Source organism: Pseudomonas sp. B21-035, assembly GCF_024748945.1.
Taxonomy (GTDB): Bacteria; Pseudomonadota; Gammaproteobacteria; order Pseudomonadales; family Pseudomonadaceae; genus Aquipseudomonas.
On sequence record NZ_CP087179.1, the window covers coordinates 1,665,459 to 1,682,081 of the forward strand.

Consider the following 16,623-nt stretch of genomic DNA (forward strand, 5'->3'; position numbering starts at 1 on the left):
TAACATGAGAACTAGGTGCACTATGGGCGAACAAGCAATCGGTTGTGCAGCGCTGCTGGATGACGTCACCGTCGTCTTGCTGGGTCAGGACGAGCCTGGCTATTCAGGGCGCGCCGCTCACTATTACCAGGCGCGCTTTGCACACCTGCAGACACTCGCAGCGCCGGCGTCGCAAACGTCGGTCGGTGACTGGTCCGAGCAGGTGCTGCAGACCCTGGAGCAGGTCGATACCGCGTTTGCGGTGCTGACCCTGGAGTGTGATTTCCTCCTGACCGATGGCATCGCTGCGGCGGTGGAAGCCTTGCAAGGCGACGCCGATTACGTAATGGCTCAAGGTTACTCGCTGGGTTACCAGCCTGGTAATGGCGACGTGGACTACTACAAGATCGGCTCTGCGCCCAAGGCTCAGTTGCATGCCAGCAACGCCCTGGGGCGTATTGCCGTGCATGCCGAGTACGGTTTGCAGGCGTGGCGGGCAGTGATCAGGACCGAGGTGTTGAAAACCGCGGTGCGCAGCGTGCCGGCGAACCTGTCGTTCGATAGCTGGTGTGTGGCGGTTTCCTATGGGCTGCTGGCCCAGGGCGCATCGCGGCTGCTGGCGCACACCAGTGCGATGGTCGAATACCGTCCCTGGAGTCTTTCCGAGCAGGCTCGCGAAGAGTTGCTGAGCCAGGCTGTGCGCCAGCTCCAGCACTGGGATGGCGAGCAGGCAGCGGTATTTGCCAGTGCCAGGGGCTTCGAAGTCCTCAATGCCTTCGTGCGCAATACCCACTCGCGCTGTGAGGCGCCATTGCTGTTCACTTCGCGCTGGGACAGCCTGTCGTCCGAACCACAAGTGACGTTCGAGCCAACCCAGTTTGTCGATATGCCGTACTACAACGGCAGCGTGTTCGGTCAGTTGCGCTCGAGCGAGTTCATGGTCCATGCCTGGCCCGCCGGACAGCTTCACAGCCGGGCGCTGGAAGGTACCTGGGTACGGCAGCAAGCATTGCTTGCCGAGCATCCCAACGATACCGCCGAGAGCCTCATGGCCCGCTACTGGCAGGCCTTTGCACTGGGTGTGTTCAACCCGCAGGTTTGCCAGCGCCTGCTGGCAGGCCTGGGCGAGCAGGACCAGGGGCTGCGCCGCGACCTTGGCACCTGGCTGGAGCAGCTCCAATTGCTGCCGGCTACCGCTGTGCAGACGCAGCTGGCGAGCACGCCTTCGGGCAAGGTGCTGGCGGCAATCGCTGCGGCCACCCCGGACAGCGCCGCCCGCGAGCGCATTTTTGCCCACCTGGGGAAAAACCCGGCGCCGCAGACAGCCTTTGTGGTGATCGATCTTGCGGACGATAACGCAGGTTTGCAGGATACCTTCGACAGCCTGGTCGCCAGCGGTTTGCGCAACTTCAAGATTGTCGTGCTCAAGGCCGGCGAACTGCCGGCCATCACCACGGCCCGGGATGCCCTGCACTTTATCAAGGTTACGCCGGCCAACATGGTTGCGCACCTGAACCAGGTGGTACGCCAGCTTTCCAGCGAATGGCTGCTGATGTTGCAGGCGGGCGATGTACTGGCTACCGGCGGCTTGTTGCGTTTGCAGGTCGAGCTGCCTGGCGCCCAGGCGTGCCATGCGATCTGTGCCAACGAAGTTCAGCGCGACAGCGACGGGCGCCTGCTCAGCGTCGTACGTCCTGGTTGCGACCTGGACCTGCTGCGCAGTCGTCCTGACCTGATGGCCCGGCATTGGCTGGTGCGTCGCCAGGCCGTTGTCGACCTGGGCGGTTACAGTGAAGACTGTGCGCAAGCGCTGGAATTCGATCTGCTCCTGCGTCTGGTCGAAGCCAGCGGTATCAGCGGCATGGCCCACCTGGACGAGTACCTGGTGATCGGCCAGCAAGCGCCGGAGTCGATGGCTGGTCAAGCCCTGACCACCCTCAAGCGTCATTTGAACGTGCTGGGTTACCGTGGCCAGGTCAACGAAAGTACCGACGGTACCTTCCAGGTTGACTTCCGTCATCCGCAGACCCCGCAAGTGAGCATTGTGCTGGTTGCCGATTCCGATCTCGAGCAGCTCAAAGTAAGCCTGGCAAGCGTGGTCCAGCGTACTCGCTATGCCCGTTACGAGGTGATCGTCACCTGCGAGGCGGCCAATGCCGAGGCGGTAGCCGCAGGCCTTGCCACGGTGCAGGGGCTGGGATCGCGGGTGCGCTTGTTTGCCTGTGAGTCGTCGGTGCGGGTACAGATGGTCAACCAGGCTGCGGCCCAGGCCCAGGGGCAGTACCTGGTGCTGATGTCGAGCCGCAGCGAGGTGGTGTCGCCGGCCTGGATCGAATCCCTGCTCAACCAGGCTCAGCGCCCTGAGGTGGGTGTTGTCGGTTGCCAGATGTTCGATCGCGATGGCGTCATCAGTCATGCCGGTTACGAGCTGCTCGGCAGTGGCCTGGTACGCAATGCCCGGCAGGGTGCTTCGCGTGTGCGAGTGACATTGCCCGGGCTGGAAGCGGTAAGAGGTTGCCAGGCGGTGTCGGCCGACTGCCTGATGGTGGGCAAGGCGTTGTTCGAGCAGTGTGCCGGGCTGGATGAACAGCTTGCGGGTGGTACCGATGTCGACCTGTGCCTGAAGGCTGCACAAGCCGGTTTGCTGGCGATCTGCGTACCCCAGGCGCAAGTGCTTAACGTCGCAGTGCCATTGCCTGCGCGGGAACAGTGCCAAGCGCTGGTCCAGCGCTGGCCGGCAGCCTTCAGCACCCGAGTTGTAGTCGATGTCGAGCATGGCGTTGACGGTTCGCGTGTAGTAGTGGCCGGTGGCAACGGCGTGCTGGAGTGGTTGCCTTAACAGGCCTCTGGCGCGAAATATGCAAAGCCGGGCGCAATGCCCGGCTTTTTCATGCCTGCGATTCGCTAAGCCCCCGTGTCTACAGCCTTGTGCTCCTGCACTGGCAGGGGGGCGATGGCAGATTATTGACAGTTCGCCTCGCAGGCCACCGCCGTTGCCTGGGCAACCTGTCCTTGGCTGTCGGGTTTCCAACCAATTCTGGAGTTTGAAGATGTCGAATACCCTGGGCGTTGATGGGTATAGGCTTGAGCAGGCGATGGCTCGCTTGCAGCTGATCTATACCAAGCCGGCGCATCCCTACTATATTGCGGCGCCGGATTACCGGGAGACGTCTTCAGGAGTCTGCACGCTTCATTACCTGTGCCACGCGTTGAACCTGAGCGGCCGCGAGGCCTATATTTGCGGCGGCAAGGTGGTCAACCCCGAGCTGAAAACGCCACTGCTCGACCAGGCGACCGCCGATCGCCATATCGCCAGCGGCAAGGTGCCCATTACGGTCTATCCGGAAGTCACCAGCGGCAACCCGCTCAGCGGCAAAGTAGTCGCACGCTACCTGTTGAACGTCGAGGGCTTCCTGACGGGCAGGGCGATGGAGGAAGAGCCGGACGATCTGCTGTTCTATTACGATGCGCGGATCGCCGCCAAGAAGGGGGTCAGTGTCGCCGACCTGTTGTGCTTCCCGATTATCGATATCTCGCTGTTCAATGCACCTGATCCTAGCGTGCCTCGCCAGGGGCATTACCTGTATCAGAACCGGCATCCTCTGGATCAGGTGGACTATGCCTCGCTGCCGGCAGGCATTCGCCTGCTCAGTGTTGCCAACCCGCTGTCGCTGGTTGAACTGGCCAAGGTCCTGCGCAGTGCCGAAGTGCTGTACAGCTATGAATGGTCGATGACCTGTGCCATTGCTGTGCTATGCGGTTGCCCGGTGATCTTCATGGCCGGGCACAGCGTCGATCAGGTGTTTCTCGACGGTATCTTCTTCGGCAGGCAAGGTTTTGCCTTGTCGGATGAAACCGATGCGCTGGAGGTTGCCCGTGCCGGGGTGCAGGGGGCCTTGCAGCGTTACGTCGCGGTCACCGAGCCGTTCTGGCAGCAGCTGGATGTCTTCATTGAAAAAACCCAGGCGGCAGCGCAACAGCAGGCACTGGCGGACAAGCAAGGCATGCTGGCCTGGCTCGAGCAGCGCTGCCCCGAAGAACCGCAACGCGCGGCATTGATGCAGCGCCTGGCCAGCGGCCGCGCGCCGATGCTGGGCGTGCTGGTGCTGGGTAGTGACGACGCTGATCAGGCGTTGATGCGTACCCTTGAGAGCCTTGCTCCCGATCAGTGCCTTTATCGCCACCTGCAGGTGGTGACCCTCGGGGCTGCGACGCCAGCGTCAGACGTGCCGGGTTTATCGGTGCACCACCGGCCGTGCCAGGCAGCGCAGCGTAGCGAGGTCATCAACAGGGTCGTGGCCGACAGCGGCTGCGACTGGTTCATGGTGGTCGAGGCGGGGGTCGAGTTCACCCCTGGCGGTTTGTTGCTGGTGGCCCTGGAGCTTGTCAATGCAGCCGATGCCTGTGTTGCCGCCTACGCTGACGAAGCCATGCGCATGGGCAACGGCTCGTTGGGTATTTCGCTTCGGCCAGACCTGAACCTTGATCTGCTTTTGAGCCTGCCGGCCAGTGTCTCGCCGCACTGGCTGTTGCGAAGTAGCGAGTTCCTGGCGCAAGGCGGCTTCGATACCGGCTGTGGCCAGGCGTTCGAGCTGGAGTACCAGCTGCGCCTGGTCGAGCAGCGCGGCTTGAGTGGTATCGAGCATATCAGTGAGCCGCTGTTGGTCAGCGAAGCGTTGCGCTTCGCTGACTGCGCCAGCGAGCGGGAGGTGGTAGGGCGTCATCTCAAGGCCCGGGGCTATGCTCAGGCGCACGTCGATTCGCACCTGCCTGGCCACTATCGACTGGACTATGGGCATGCCGATCAGCCCATGGTGAGCATTGTGATTTTGCTCGATGGTGCCCTCGAACAGTTCCAGCGCTGCATTGAGGCGCTGTTGCAGCACACCGACTACCCCTGCTACGAGGTCCTGTTGCTCGATCCGGGAAGTGACGAACCGCAAGTGCGCCAATGGTTGCAGGGGATCGAGCAAATCGGTGGCGATCAGTTGCGGGTGCTGTCTTTTGCCCAGGGCCAGTGCCCGGCACTGTTGCGCAATGACGCAGGGCGACTGGCACGCGGTGAGTACCTGCTGTGGCTGGATGCGACAGCGGCGCCGATTGCCAAGGGCTGGTTGCAGCAGTTGCTCAATCACGCCCAGCGTCCGGAGGTCGCAGCCGTGGGCGCCAAGCTGCTGTCGATGAACGGCAGGATTCACCACGCTGGGCTGGTTCTGGGCTTGCGCGGGCCGGTGGGACGGGTATTTGCCGGCTACGCTCACAGCGACTCCGGCTACATGCAGCGGCTCACGGTCGATCAGAATTACTCGGCGCTCAGCGGTGAATGCCTGATGGTACGCCGCGACCTGTTTGTCGAGGCCGGCGGGTTTGACGAGGCGCCTGCACTGGCGCGCTGGATGGACGTCGATCTGTGCTTGCGCCTGCGCCAGGCCGGTTACCTCAACGTCTGGACGCCTCATGCACAACTGTTGATCGACAGGCCGGCAATGGCCGATGCCAGTGTGGAAGAAGAGGACGCCCTGTATGCGCGCTGGTTGCCGGTGCTGGCCCATGATCCGGCTTACAACCGCCATCTGTCGCTGGCCCATGCCGGTGGCTTCAAGGTCGCCAGCCTGCAGTCGACCTGGCAGCCGCCACAGGGGCAGCGAGAGATGCCGGTGCTGGTGGTCCATCCGCTTGATCAGGGTGAACTGGGCTATTCGCGGGTAGTGCGTCCATTCAATGGCTTGAAGGCTGCCGGTTACATCGATGGCCGGGTGTCGCCGGGGTTGACGCCCCTGGTCGAGCTGGAGCGCCTGGCAGCGGATGTAGTGGTGTTCCAGGGTGGGCTGGATGCACCGCGCCTTGAAGTCATGCGGCGGATTCAGGCGTTCTCGCGTGCCTTTACGGTTCTGGAGCTGAGCGACTACCTGCCAGATCTGCCGGTGGGCAGTGCCCGCCGTGAGGGCCTGGGCGAGGATGTGTTCCACAGCCTGCAGCAAGCCCTGGGGTGCGTCGACCGCCTGGTGGTGCCGACGGCGGCGCTGGCACAGGCGTTTGCCGGCCTGCATGGCGATATCCGGGTGGTCGAGACGCGCTTGTCGATCGACGCCTGGCGCCATATAAGGGGGCAGCGCCGAACGGCTGGCCGGCCTCGCCTGGGGTGGGTCGGCAGCAGCGAGCAGGCAAGTGACCTGGAGGTTATCGCGCCCGTTATCAAGGCCTTGACTGCGGATGTCGAGTGGGTTTTCTTCGGCTTCTGCCCCAATAGCCTGCGGCCCTATGTACACGAGTACCACGAGGGTGTCGAAGTTCAGCAGTACCCACAAAAGCTGGCAGGCTTGAACCTGGACCTCGCTCTGGTGCCGCTGCAGCAGACCCTGTTCAATGTTTGCAGAGGTAACCAGCGTCAACTGGAGTTCGGCGCATGCGCCGTGCCGGTGATCTGTAGCGACATCGGCCAGGAGCAGGACGACTTGCCCGTGTCCCGTGTGCACAACAGCTACGAGCACTGGATCGAGGCTATTGGCCTGCACCTGGTCAATCTTGATGCTGCCCAGCGCCGCGGTGATGAGCTCAGGGATGCCGTTCATCGGTGCTGGATGCTCGACGAGGATCATCTGCAGCGTTGGCGCAGCGCCTGGTTGCCCGCCTGATCCCCAGCTGACCCCGCGTCCACCGCGTTGCCCGAGTCGATCGGCAGCCCGGTGGATGGCGTGCTCGTCCCGTGTCGCCAGCCTCCCGGGGTGCCTTTCGCAGCGTCGACACCCGCCAAACTAGCAATCTTTGATAGTCACAAAGTGCCAATGGCTGACATTTGTGATGGGTAATCTTTGTGCAACAGTGACTTGGCAGTCGAAACGGGCATCTTTAATCTATTGAGTCGTCGGGCGGTACTGGCGGGCGGGGTGCGCGCAGGCTCGCAAGCCCTTGGTTACCAGGTTCCAGTGCCCGTGAAAATCCGCATATCTATCGGGAAGCCACAATGATTGGCATCAAAAGCATTGCGAGTTACGTACCTGTCGAGGGTGTGGACAACTACGCCCAGGGTGCGAAATTCGCCAAGGACCAGGAATTCATTCTCGGCAAGATCGGTTCGACCTTCCTGCCGCGCAAAGACGCAGGCCAGGAAACCTCCGACCTGTGTGTGGAGGCGGTAAAGGCCCTGTTCGCTGCCAATCCGAGCCTGGTGCCTGAGTCCATCGACGCCCTGATTGTCGTTACCCAGAACGGCGACGAAGAAGGTTTGCCGCACACTGCAGCCATCGTCCAGGACAAACTGGGCCTGCCGACCCACGTGGCGGCCTTCGATATTTCCCTGGGCTGCTCGGGCTATGTCTACGGCTTGTATGCCATGAAAGGCTTCATGGAGGCGGCGGGGCTGAAAAACGGTCTGCTGATCACCGCTGACCCTTACTCGAAGATCGTCGACCCTGAAGACCGCAACACCACCATGCTGTTTGGTGATGCCGCGACTGTTACCTGGATGGGCGAGGGCGCCCAGTGGCAGCTGGGCAAGGCCAAGTTCGGTACTGACGGCGGCGGCGCTGCGCACCTGAAGGTCAGTGACGGGGTGTTCTTCATGAACGGTCGCCAGGTGTTCAACTTTGCCTTGCTCAAGGTGCCGGCGCACCTGCATGAGCTGTTGGGCGAAAGCCAGTTGGCACCGGCTGACATCGACCTGTTCTGTATCCACCAGGGCAGTGCGGCGATTGTCGACGCCGTCGCCCGGCGCTTCGAAGATGACCCGGACAAATTCGTCAAGGACATGGTCGAGACGGGTAACACCGTGTCGTCGAGCATTCCCTTGCTGCTTGAGAAGCACGTGCTCGGTTCGCGCCACCAGCGCGTTGCCTTGAGCGGTTTCGGTGTAGGTCTTTCGTGGGGCTCGGCGATTATCGAGCGCAACGACTGATTTCTGCGCCAGCCTGAAAATAGAGCGCTGCCGGTTGCCCGGTGGCGCTTTTTTTTATCTCCAGCATTTATGGGTAAGTGTTTTTTTGGCGTCAAACCCTTGATTTCATTGGGGTGGCAGGGTGCCATTAAAAAATTTGCAAAAACCCCTAAAGCAACCGCGCCAGACGACGATAACTATTACGAAGGTTCTCTAGGCCACACCCGGCGGATGCCAGGGCCGGAAGCCGCAGTATCCCAAACACGAGGAATTCGTCATGGCATTAACCGTTAACACCAACACTACCTCCCTGGGCGTTCAGAAGAACCTGAACCGCGCTTCCGACGCTCTGAGCACCTCGATGAGCCGTCTGTCCTCCGGCCTGAAAATCAACAGCGCCAAAGACGACGCCGCCGGCCTGCAGATCTCTACCCGTATGACCTCGCAGATCCGCGGTCAGACCATGGCAATCAAAAACGCCAACGACGGTATCTCGATCGCCCAGACCGCTGAAGGCGCGATGCAAGAGCAGGTCAACATCCTGCAGCGTATGCGTGAACTGGCTCTGCAATCGCGAAACGACTCGAACGATTCGACTAACCGTACCTCGCTGGACAACGAGTTCAAGCAGATGTCTGCGGAACTGACTCGTATCGCCCAGTCCACCCAGCTGAACGGCAAAAACCTGCTGGACGGTTCGGCTAGCACCATGACCTTCCAGGTTGGTTCCAACACTGGCGGCGAAAACCAGATCAGCATCGACCTGAGCGCCAAGTTCCTGGCCAGCGACCTGGGTATCACCAGCGCCATCACCATCGCCGGTAGCGACAGCACCACTGCCCAGACCAACTTCTCGGCTGCCATGGGCGCGATCGACTCCGCTCTGGCGAAGATCGGTACCGCTCGTGCTGACCTGGGTGCGGTGCAGAACCGTATGACCAGCACCATCAACAACCTGCAAAACATCAACGAGAACGCTGAAGCTGCTCGTGGTCGCGTACAAGATACCGACTTCGCCGCTGAAACTGCTCAGATGACCAAGCAGCAAACTCTGCAACAAGCTTCGACTTCGGTTCTGGCCCAGGCCAACCAACTGCCGTCGGCGGTACTGAAGCTGCTGGGCTAATCACCTAGTGGTTATCGGCGGGGGAGTGCATTCAAGGCGCTCCTCCGCCTTTTGCATTGAGAGGTGGTGACATGGATATGAGCGTCAAGCTGAACCTGTCGTACCCGACGGTGAAGCCGGTCGAGCCGACCACCGAACGCCCTGCGGCCAAGCCTGTAGCGGCAGTTGAAGCCATCACGCCAGTCAAGGAAGCTACCGACAAGGGGCTGTCCGAAGCTGAGAAGGTCAAGAACGCGGTCAAGGATATCGAGAAATTCCTTGCTTCATCGCGACGTAACCTTGAATTTTCCACGGATGAAGAATCCGGCCGAATTATAGTTAAAGTCATCGCCAGCGAGACCGGAGAGCTGATCCGCCAACTTCCTTCGGAAGAGGCGTTGAAGATCGCTCACAGTCTGAGCGATGTAAACAGCCTGCTGTTCAACGCCAAGGCCTGATGCTGGCGGCTGAGCGGCAAGTTCGCTAGTCTGACAAGGCTAGGGCGGCGCGCAACCATGAGGGAGTAGCAATGGCGAGTACAATTTTACCGAGTGTCGGTCTGGGTTCCGGGGTAGACATCAACAAGATCGTTGATGTGCTTGTCAAGGCGGACACCGGTCCCAAGGCGAACCAGATCAAACGCCAGACCGCCAACAACACGGCCATGCTTTCCGGGGTAGCGTCGCTCAAGAGTGCGCTTTCTGTTTACCAGGAAGCGATGAAAAAGCTCAACGATCCGAAGGCGCCAGCCTTCAGTGCCTACACCGCGACCTCCAGCAGTGACACCACGGTCAAGGCCACGTCGAACAACAAGGCGGTGCCCGGTACCTACACCGTTCTGGTCGACAAGCTGGCGACCGCGTCCAAGGTGGCCAGCCAGAACTTTACCGGCGGGGCCAGCACTTCGATCCCTGAAGGCGACCTGACCATTACCCAGGATGGCGTGATCCACACTGTGAAGGTGGGGGCAGGTGCGACCTTGCAATCGGTTCGCGACTCGATCAACTCGTCGCTGGCCGAGCAGGGCATCACTGCCAACATCGTCAATGGCAAGGACGGCTCGCGCCTGGTCTTCAGCTCGACCAAGACCGGTGAGGGTACCGATATTTCAGTCGACGGTATCGCCGAGCTGAAGATCAACGGTACTACCAAAATGAACGGTGATGGTGCCGGCTACATCGACGGCCTCGCCCAGGACGCCGAGCTGAGCATCGACGGCCTGAAGGTTACCAGCAAGTCCAATACCGTCGACGGCGCAATCAGTGGCATGAGCCTGGAGCTGCTGCAGATTACTGCCACTGACAAGCCTATCAAGGTAACGGTCGGTGAAAACACTGCCGGCCTGAAGGCCTCGGTGCAGAACTTTGTCGATGCCTACAACACCCTGGTCAAGGCGGCCAACAGCCTGACGGCGGTGTCCAAGGACGCTGATGGCAAGACTGTGCTCGGGCCGCTGACCAACGATCCGACCACGCGCTCGATGCTGTCGGACTTGCGCAAGCAACTGGCGACCGAGTCGGGCAGTGGTCGTCTGACCACCCTCAGCCAGCTGGGCATTAACACGGCAAAGGACGGTACCCTGGAGTTCAACTCCACCAAGTACGATGCCGCGATGAAGGACAAGAAGCTCGGCCCGGACGTGCAGGAGCTGTTCACCGGCACTGAAGGCGTGTTCGCGCACATGACCAAGGCGGTCGAGCCGTACCTGCAGACAGGTGGCATCCTCGACACCCGCAAGGCTGGCCTGGACAAGCTGCAAAAGGACCTCGACAACCAGCAGCTGGCCCTGGACCGGCGCATCACTTCGCTGACCGAATCCCTGACCAAGCGCTACGTGGCCATGGATACCCTGGTGGGCAAGCTCGAAGCCCAGCGCAAGAACATCGCCTCGATGTTCGCCTCGATCGAGGCGCAGCAGAAAAACTCCTGATTCGGCGTTGTGCCAGAAGCCCGGCAGTACCCCTAGGGGGACTCCGGGCTTTTTGCCGTACGCGCTAAAGTTTTTTGACACGCAGGCGATACAAGCGGTATATGAAACCTTTTTTGCGGTGACGAGGTAGAACATGAATCCGATGTTGGCCCTTCGGCAGTACCAGAAAGTCAACGGCGTGGCCCAGACCTCCGTGGCCAGCCCGCATCGTCTGGTGCAGATGCTGATGCAGGGCGGTCTTGATCGCATTGCCCAGGCCAAGGGTGCCATGGCGCGTAACGACGTGGCCCAGCGCGGCATCCTGATCGGCAAGGCCATCGGTATTGTCGGCGGTTTGCGTGAAGGCCTGGACCTGGAAAACCACGCCGATTCGCTGACCGATCTGGATAACCTGTATTCGTACATGAGCAAGCGCCTGGTCGAGGCGAATGTGCAGAACGATCCGGAAATCCTCAACGAAGTGGCGCGCCTGCTGATTACCGTCAAGGAAGGCTGGGACGCGATCGGCGATCAACTCGCCGACGCCTAGGAGATTGCAATGAGTGTCGTGCTCGAACGTATCGAACAAACCCGCGAGGCATTGCTGGGTGCCCTGGCCAGTCGTGACTGGGAGGCGATCAGCGAGCTCGACGTCAGTTGCCGTCTGTGCGTGGACGATGTGCTGGCCGAAGCGTCGGTGGATGAGCTGACGCTGCGCAGCAAGCTCGAGGAGTTGCTGGGCGTCTACAAGGAATTAATTGAAGTTGCAAGTGGGGAGCGTCAATCAATAGTCGATGAGATGACGCAGATCCGACAAGCCAAAAACGCGGCAAAGGTATACCATTTGTTCAGCTGAAACTGGGCAAAACAAAAAGCAGTGCGCCATAAATTTGACTATGTACGGTTTTTTGACTTAACTAGTGGCTGTTTTCTAATTTCAGACGTCCGAACACTGACCGTTCAGTCGGAATGATGTCGAGCTTGCCCTTACAAGGGCGCCGAGATGACTAGGGAAGTTGTTATTGCATGTGGCGTGAAACCAAAATTCTCCTGATCGATGACGATAGCGCTCGCCGCCGTGATCTGGCGGTAGTGTTGAATTTTCTTGGCGAAGAAAATCTGCCCTGCTCGAGCCATGACTGGCAGCAGGTTGTCGAGTCGTTGTCATCCAGTCGTGAAGTGCTCTGTGTCCTGATCGGGACCGTGAATGCTCCGGCAAGTCTGATGGGCTTGCTTAAGACAGTGGCTGGATGGGATGAGTTCCTTCCGGTTCTGCTTCTGGGCGAAATTTCTTCTGCCGAGCTGCCGGACGACCTGCGCCGTCGCGTACTCTCCAACCTCGAAATGCCGCCGAGCTACAGCAAATTGCTCGATTCGCTGCACCGTGCCCAGGTCTATCGCGAGATGTACGACCAGGCCCGCGAGCGCGGCCGCCAGCGCGAACCCAATCTGTTCCGCAGCCTGGTCGGCACCAGTCGGGCGATCCAGCACGTGCGCCAGATGATGCAGCAAGTGGCCGATACCGACGCCAGCGTGCTGATCCTCGGTGAGTCGGGCACCGGCAAGGAGGTGGTTGCGCGTAACCTGCACTACCACTCCAAGCGCCGCGAAGCGCCGTTCGTGCCGGTCAACTGCGGGGCGATTCCGGCCGAGCTGCTGGAAAGCGAACTGTTCGGCCACGAGAAGGGTGCCTTTACCGGGGCGATTACCAGCCGTGCCGGGCGTTTCGAGCTGGCCAACGGCGGCACCCTGTTCCTCGACGAGATCGGCGACATGCCGTTGCCGATGCAGGTCAAGCTGCTGCGCGTGCTGCAGGAACGCACCTTCGAGCGCGTGGGTAGCAACAAGACCCAGAGCATCGATGTACGCATCATCGCCGCGACCCACAAGAACCTCGAAAGCATGATCGAGGTGGGGACCTTTCGCGAAGACCTGTACTACCGCCTCAACGTCTTCCCCATCGAGATGGCCCCGCTGCGCGAGCGCGTCGAGGACATCCCGCTGCTGATGAACGAGCTGATCTCGCGCATGGAGCACGAGAAGCGCGGTTCGATCCGCTTCAACTCGGCCGCGATCATGTCGCTGTGCCGGCACGGCTGGCCGGGCAACGTCCGCGAGCTGGCCAACCTGGTCGAGCGCATGGCGATCATGCACCCGTACGGGGTGATCGGCGTGTCGGAGCTGCCGAAGAAATTCCGCTACGTCGACGACGAAGACGAGCAACTGGTCGACAGCCTGCGCTCGGACCTCGAAGAGCGCGTGGCCATCAACGGCCATACGCCGAACTTCGCCAGCCATGCGATGCTGCCGCCTGAAGGCCTGGACCTCAAGGACTACCTCGGTGGCCTGGAGCAGGGCCTGATCCAGCAGGCGCTGGATGATGCCAACGGTATCGTCGCCCGCGCTGCCGAGCGCCTGCGCATTCGTCGCACCACCCTGGTGGAGAAGATGCGCAAGTACGGCATGAGCCGCCGCGAAGGGGATGAGCAGGCGGAGGATTGACGCCTGGGTGGCCATGGTGAGTCGCGCAATGCGCTCATCATGGCTAATAACCCTATCTTTCAAGGGGCTGTAACGCCCGTCCCATCGGCCTTTGCTGCCACCTCGCTGGTTTCCTCGCCGCCACACCCAAACTATCCGGCACGGCTATTGCTATATCGCAGGCAACACACCGTTTTATGACGGTCAGCCACGCGAGAGAGCATGATGCCCCAGGTCGCCACCATCTCCTGTGTCCCTGAACCGAAGGGGCCGAACGCCGCCGAACAGGAAAGCCGCCTTGGTCTTGAGCAGGCCTTTGCCATGTTCGACCAGGTTTCCAGCCAGCTTAGTGAGTCCTATAGCCTGCTCGAAGCCCGGGTTACCGAGCTCAAGGGCGAGCTGGCGGTGGTCAGCGCCCAGCGCATGGCCGAGCTTGCCGAGAAGGAGCGCCTGGCCAACCGCCTGCAGAACCTGCTGGCCCTGCTGCCGGGCGGGGTGATCGTTATCGATGGCCTGGGCCGGGTGCGTGAGGCCAACCCCGCCGCCAGCGACCTGTTGGGCGAACCGCTGGTGGGTGAGTTGTGGCGTGAAGTGATCGCTCGCAGCTTTGCTCCGCGCGAGGATGACGGTCATGAAGTGTCGCTGCGTGATGGCCGGCGCCTGTCGATTGCCACCCGCTCGCTGGATGCCGAGCCCGGGCAGTTGGTACTGCTCAATGACCTGACCGAAACCCGTCACCTGCAGGACCAACTGGCCCGCCACCAGCGCTTGTCGTCGCTGGGGCGCATGGTTGCGTCGCTGGCCCACCAGATCCGCACGCCTTTGTCGGCGGCCATGCTCTACGCCAGCCACCTGGCCGAGCAGAACTTGCCGGTGGAAACCCAGCAACGCTTTGCCGGCAACCTCAAGGAGCGCCTGCACGAGCTCGAGCACCAGGTGCGCGACATGCTGGTGTTCGCCCGCGGCGAGTTGCCGCTGACCGATCGGCTGACACCCAAGGCATTGTTCCAGGCCCTGCAGCAGGCGGCGCAGACCCATGTTCAGGGTCATGCGGTGCGCTGGCAGTGCGACAGTCACCTGGGCGAGTTGCTGTGCAACCGCGACACCCTGGTCGGCGCCATGCTCAACCTGATCGAAAACGCCCTGCAGGCCAGTGGCGAGCCTGCGCGGCTCAAGGTTCACCTATACCGGCGCGAGCAGGTCTTGCACCTGTGTATCAGTGATGCCGGCGCCGGTATCGACAGTGCCTTGCTGGCGCGCCTGGGCGAGCCATTCCTGACCACCAAGGCTACCGGCACCGGGCTCGGTCTGGCGGTAGTCAAGGCGGTGGCAAGGGCCCACCAGGGCAGTTTGCAATTACGTTCGCGACCCGGTCGCGGCACCTGCGCCCGGATCAGCCTGCCGCTGATCGGCGCGCAGTCGGTGGAGGCAGAGTAATGAAAGCAATCAAGGTGCTGCTGGTCGAAGATGACCGCGCCCTGAGGCAGGCACTGGCCGATACCCTGGAGCTGGGCGGCTTTGCCTACCAGGCCGTAGGTTCGGCCGAAGAAGCACTGGAAGTGGTCGCTGGCGAGGCGTTCAGCCTGGTGGTCAGTGACGTGAACATGCCCGGCATGGACGGCCATCAGTTACTGGCCCTGCTGCGCGCGCGCCAGCCGCAGTTGCCGGTGTTGCTGATGACCGCGCATGCCGCCGTCGAGCGCGCGGTCGAGGCCATGCGCCAGGGCGCGGCCGATTACCTGGTCAAGCCATTTGAGCCCAAGGCATTGCTTGAGCTGGTGGCACGCCATGCTCTGGGGGTGGCTGCGGCGGGCGAAGGCGACGGACCGGTGGCGCGCGAGCCTGCCAGTGCGCAGTTGCTGGAGCTGGCGGCGCGGGTTGCGCGCAGCGATTCGACTGTGCTGATCTCCGGCGAGTCAGGCACTGGCAAAGAGGTGCTGGCGCGCTACATACATCAGCAGTCCCTGCGCGCCGAGCAGCCGTTCGTGGCGATCAACTGTGCGGCGATCCCCGACAACATGCTCGAAGCCACCCTGTTCGGTCATGAGAAAGGCTCGTTCACCGGCGCCATCGCCGCCCAGGCCGGCAAATTTGAACAGGCCGATGGCGGCACCTTGCTGCTCGACGAGATTTCCGAAATGCCCCTGGGCTTGCAGGCCAAGCTGCTGCGGGTGTTGCAGGAGCGTGAGGTGGAGCGGGTTGGCGGGCGCAAGCCGATTGCCCTGGACATTCGCGTGGTCGCCACCACCAACCGTGACCTGGCCGGCGAGGTGGCGGCGGGGCGTTTTCGTGAAGACTTGTTCTATCGCCTGTCGGTGTTCCCGCTGGCGTGGAAGCCGCTGCGCGAACGTAGCGCCGATATTCTGCCGCTGGCCGAGCGATTGCTGGCGCGCCACGTCAATAAAATGAAGCATGCCCCGGTTCGACTCTCGCCTGATGCTCAGGCGTGTCTGCAAGGTTATGCCTGGCCGGGCAACGTACGCGAACTGGACAACGCCATTCAGCGTGCCTTGATCCTGCAGCAGGGTGGGGTGATCGAAGCGGCGGATTTCTGTCTCGCCGGGGTCCTGCCGATGTTCGCTGCAGCGCCGGTCGCCGCAGTCGTGCCGAATATTGAAACCGAGGCGGCGGGCGGTCTGGGTGATGACATGCGTCGCCATGAGTTCCAGATGATCATCGACACCTTGCGCGCCGAGCGCGGTCGTCGCAAGGAGGCCGCCGAGCGCCTGGGCATCAGCCCGCGCACCCTGCGCTACAAGCTGGCGCAGATGCGTGATGCCGGCATGGATGTCGAGGCCAGCCTGTACGCCAGCTGAGCCATTAATGAATTAGAGTTTTTGTTCGGGCCGCGGGCAGAGCTGGCACTCTTGTTGCTATGTCCTGCCTATCCGCTGCGTGAGTGTCAAAAAAATGCGGGCCGTCGGAGAGAGAAGTCCATGAGCCAAGGTGTTGAATTTAATCGATTGATGTTGGACATGCGGGCCATGCAAATGGACGCCATGTCGATGCCGAAGGCTGCCGCTGCGCCTGAGGTCGGCTCCAGCAGTTTTGCCGACATGCTCGGCCAGGCCGTCAACAAGGTCAACGACACCCAGCAGGCTTCCTCGCAGCTGGCCAGCGCCTTCGAAATCGGCAAGAGCGGGGTTGACCTGACCGACGTGATGATCGCTTCGCAAAAAGCCACTGTGTCGTTCCAGGCCTTGACCCAGGTGCGTAACAAGCTGGTGCAGGCCTATCAAGACATCATGCAGATGCCGGTATAAGGGCGAGATTGAG

The 16,623-nt window shown here is 61.5% G+C and carries 12 protein-coding genes; all 12 read left to right on the forward strand.

The window, feature by feature from the left end:
• Nucleotides 1–22 precede the first annotated feature (22 nt).
• Nucleotides 23–2,818: a glycosyltransferase gene (locus tag LOY22_RS07705; RefSeq protein ID WP_258597039.1), complete on the forward strand. Its 2,796-nt coding sequence runs from the start codon at nt 23–25 to the stop codon at nt 2,816–2,818.
• A 211-nt stretch (nt 2,819–3,029) separates the two neighbouring features.
• Nucleotides 3,030–6,614 (forward strand): glycosyltransferase, encoded by a 3,585-nt coding sequence (locus tag LOY22_RS07710; protein ID WP_258597041.1) that lies wholly within the window; start codon nt 3,030–3,032, stop codon nt 6,612–6,614.
• Nucleotides 6,615–6,943: 329 nt separating this feature from the next.
• Entirely contained in the window at nt 6,944–7,873 is a 930-nt protein-coding gene (locus LOY22_RS07715; RefSeq protein ID WP_093385623.1) for a ketoacyl-ACP synthase III, read from the forward strand.
• A 256-nt stretch (nt 7,874–8,129) separates the two neighbouring features.
• Nucleotides 8,130–8,978, forward strand: a complete 849-nt coding sequence (locus LOY22_RS07720) for a flagellin domain-containing protein (RefSeq protein WP_045200267.1) — start codon at nt 8,130–8,132, stop codon at nt 8,976–8,978.
• Between the two features lie 71 nt (nt 8,979–9,049).
• Nucleotides 9,050–9,415, forward strand: a complete 366-nt coding sequence (locus LOY22_RS07725) for a flagellar protein FlaG (protein WP_093385619.1) — start codon at nt 9,050–9,052, stop codon at nt 9,413–9,415.
• A gap of 71 nt (nt 9,416–9,486) precedes the next feature.
• Nucleotides 9,487–10,887, forward strand: coding sequence for a flagellar filament capping protein FliD (gene fliD / locus LOY22_RS07730; RefSeq protein WP_093385614.1), 1,401 nt, complete (start codon nt 9,487–9,489; stop codon nt 10,885–10,887).
• Between the two features lie 133 nt (nt 10,888–11,020).
• A complete protein-coding gene (gene fliS / locus LOY22_RS07735) occupies nt 11,021–11,416 on the forward strand; it encodes a flagellar export chaperone FliS (protein WP_045200275.1) in 396 nt (131 codons plus the stop codon).
• Between the two features lie 9 nt (nt 11,417–11,425).
• Nucleotides 11,426–11,722: a flagellar protein FliT gene (locus tag LOY22_RS07740; RefSeq protein ID WP_045200277.1), complete on the forward strand. Its 297-nt coding sequence runs from the start codon at nt 11,426–11,428 to the stop codon at nt 11,720–11,722.
• Nucleotides 11,723–11,892: 170 nt separating this feature from the next.
• Entirely contained in the window at nt 11,893–13,368 is a 1,476-nt protein-coding gene (fleQ, locus tag LOY22_RS07745; protein WP_038996385.1) for a transcriptional regulator FleQ, read from the forward strand.
• Between the two features lie 204 nt (nt 13,369–13,572).
• Nucleotides 13,573–14,784: a PAS domain-containing sensor histidine kinase gene (locus LOY22_RS07750; RefSeq protein WP_045200279.1), complete on the forward strand. Its 1,212-nt coding sequence runs from the start codon at nt 13,573–13,575 to the stop codon at nt 14,782–14,784.
• Nucleotides 14,784–16,163, forward strand: coding sequence for a sigma-54 dependent transcriptional regulator (locus LOY22_RS07755; protein ID WP_045200281.1), 1,380 nt, complete (start codon nt 14,784–14,786; stop codon nt 16,161–16,163). Before LOY22_RS07750 ends, LOY22_RS07755 begins: the two co-directional genes overlap by 1 nt.
• Nucleotides 16,164–16,283: 120 nt before the next feature.
• A complete protein-coding gene (fliE, locus tag LOY22_RS07760; RefSeq protein WP_045200283.1) occupies nt 16,284–16,610 on the forward strand; it encodes a flagellar hook-basal body complex protein FliE in 327 nt (108 codons plus the stop codon).
• Nucleotides 16,611–16,623: the final 13 nt, after the last annotated feature.

Coding starts and splice junctions, on each gene's coding strand:
- LOY22_RS07705 (WP_258597039.1), top strand. CDS start 23: ATGGGCGAACAAGCAATCGGTTGTGCAGCGCTGCTGGATGACGTCACC.
- LOY22_RS07710 (WP_258597041.1), top strand. CDS start 3,030: ATGTCGAATACCCTGGGCGTTGATGGGTATAGGCTTGAGCAGGCGATG.
- LOY22_RS07715 (WP_093385623.1), top strand. CDS start 6,944: ATGATTGGCATCAAAAGCATTGCGAGTTACGTACCTGTCGAGGGTGTG.
- LOY22_RS07720 (WP_045200267.1), top strand. CDS start 8,130: ATGGCATTAACCGTTAACACCAACACTACCTCCCTGGGCGTTCAGAAG.
- LOY22_RS07725 (WP_093385619.1), top strand. CDS start 9,050: ATGGATATGAGCGTCAAGCTGAACCTGTCGTACCCGACGGTGAAGCCG.
- fliD (WP_093385614.1), top strand. CDS start 9,487: ATGGCGAGTACAATTTTACCGAGTGTCGGTCTGGGTTCCGGGGTAGAC.
- fliS (WP_045200275.1), top strand. CDS start 11,021: ATGAATCCGATGTTGGCCCTTCGGCAGTACCAGAAAGTCAACGGCGTG.
- LOY22_RS07740 (WP_045200277.1), top strand. CDS start 11,426: ATGAGTGTCGTGCTCGAACGTATCGAACAAACCCGCGAGGCATTGCTG.
- fleQ (WP_038996385.1), top strand. CDS start 11,893: ATGTGGCGTGAAACCAAAATTCTCCTGATCGATGACGATAGCGCTCGC.
- LOY22_RS07750 (WP_045200279.1), top strand. CDS start 13,573: ATGCCCCAGGTCGCCACCATCTCCTGTGTCCCTGAACCGAAGGGGCCG.
- LOY22_RS07755 (WP_045200281.1), top strand. CDS start 14,784: ATGAAAGCAATCAAGGTGCTGCTGGTCGAAGATGACCGCGCCCTGAGG.
- fliE (WP_045200283.1), top strand. CDS start 16,284: ATGAGCCAAGGTGTTGAATTTAATCGATTGATGTTGGACATGCGGGCC.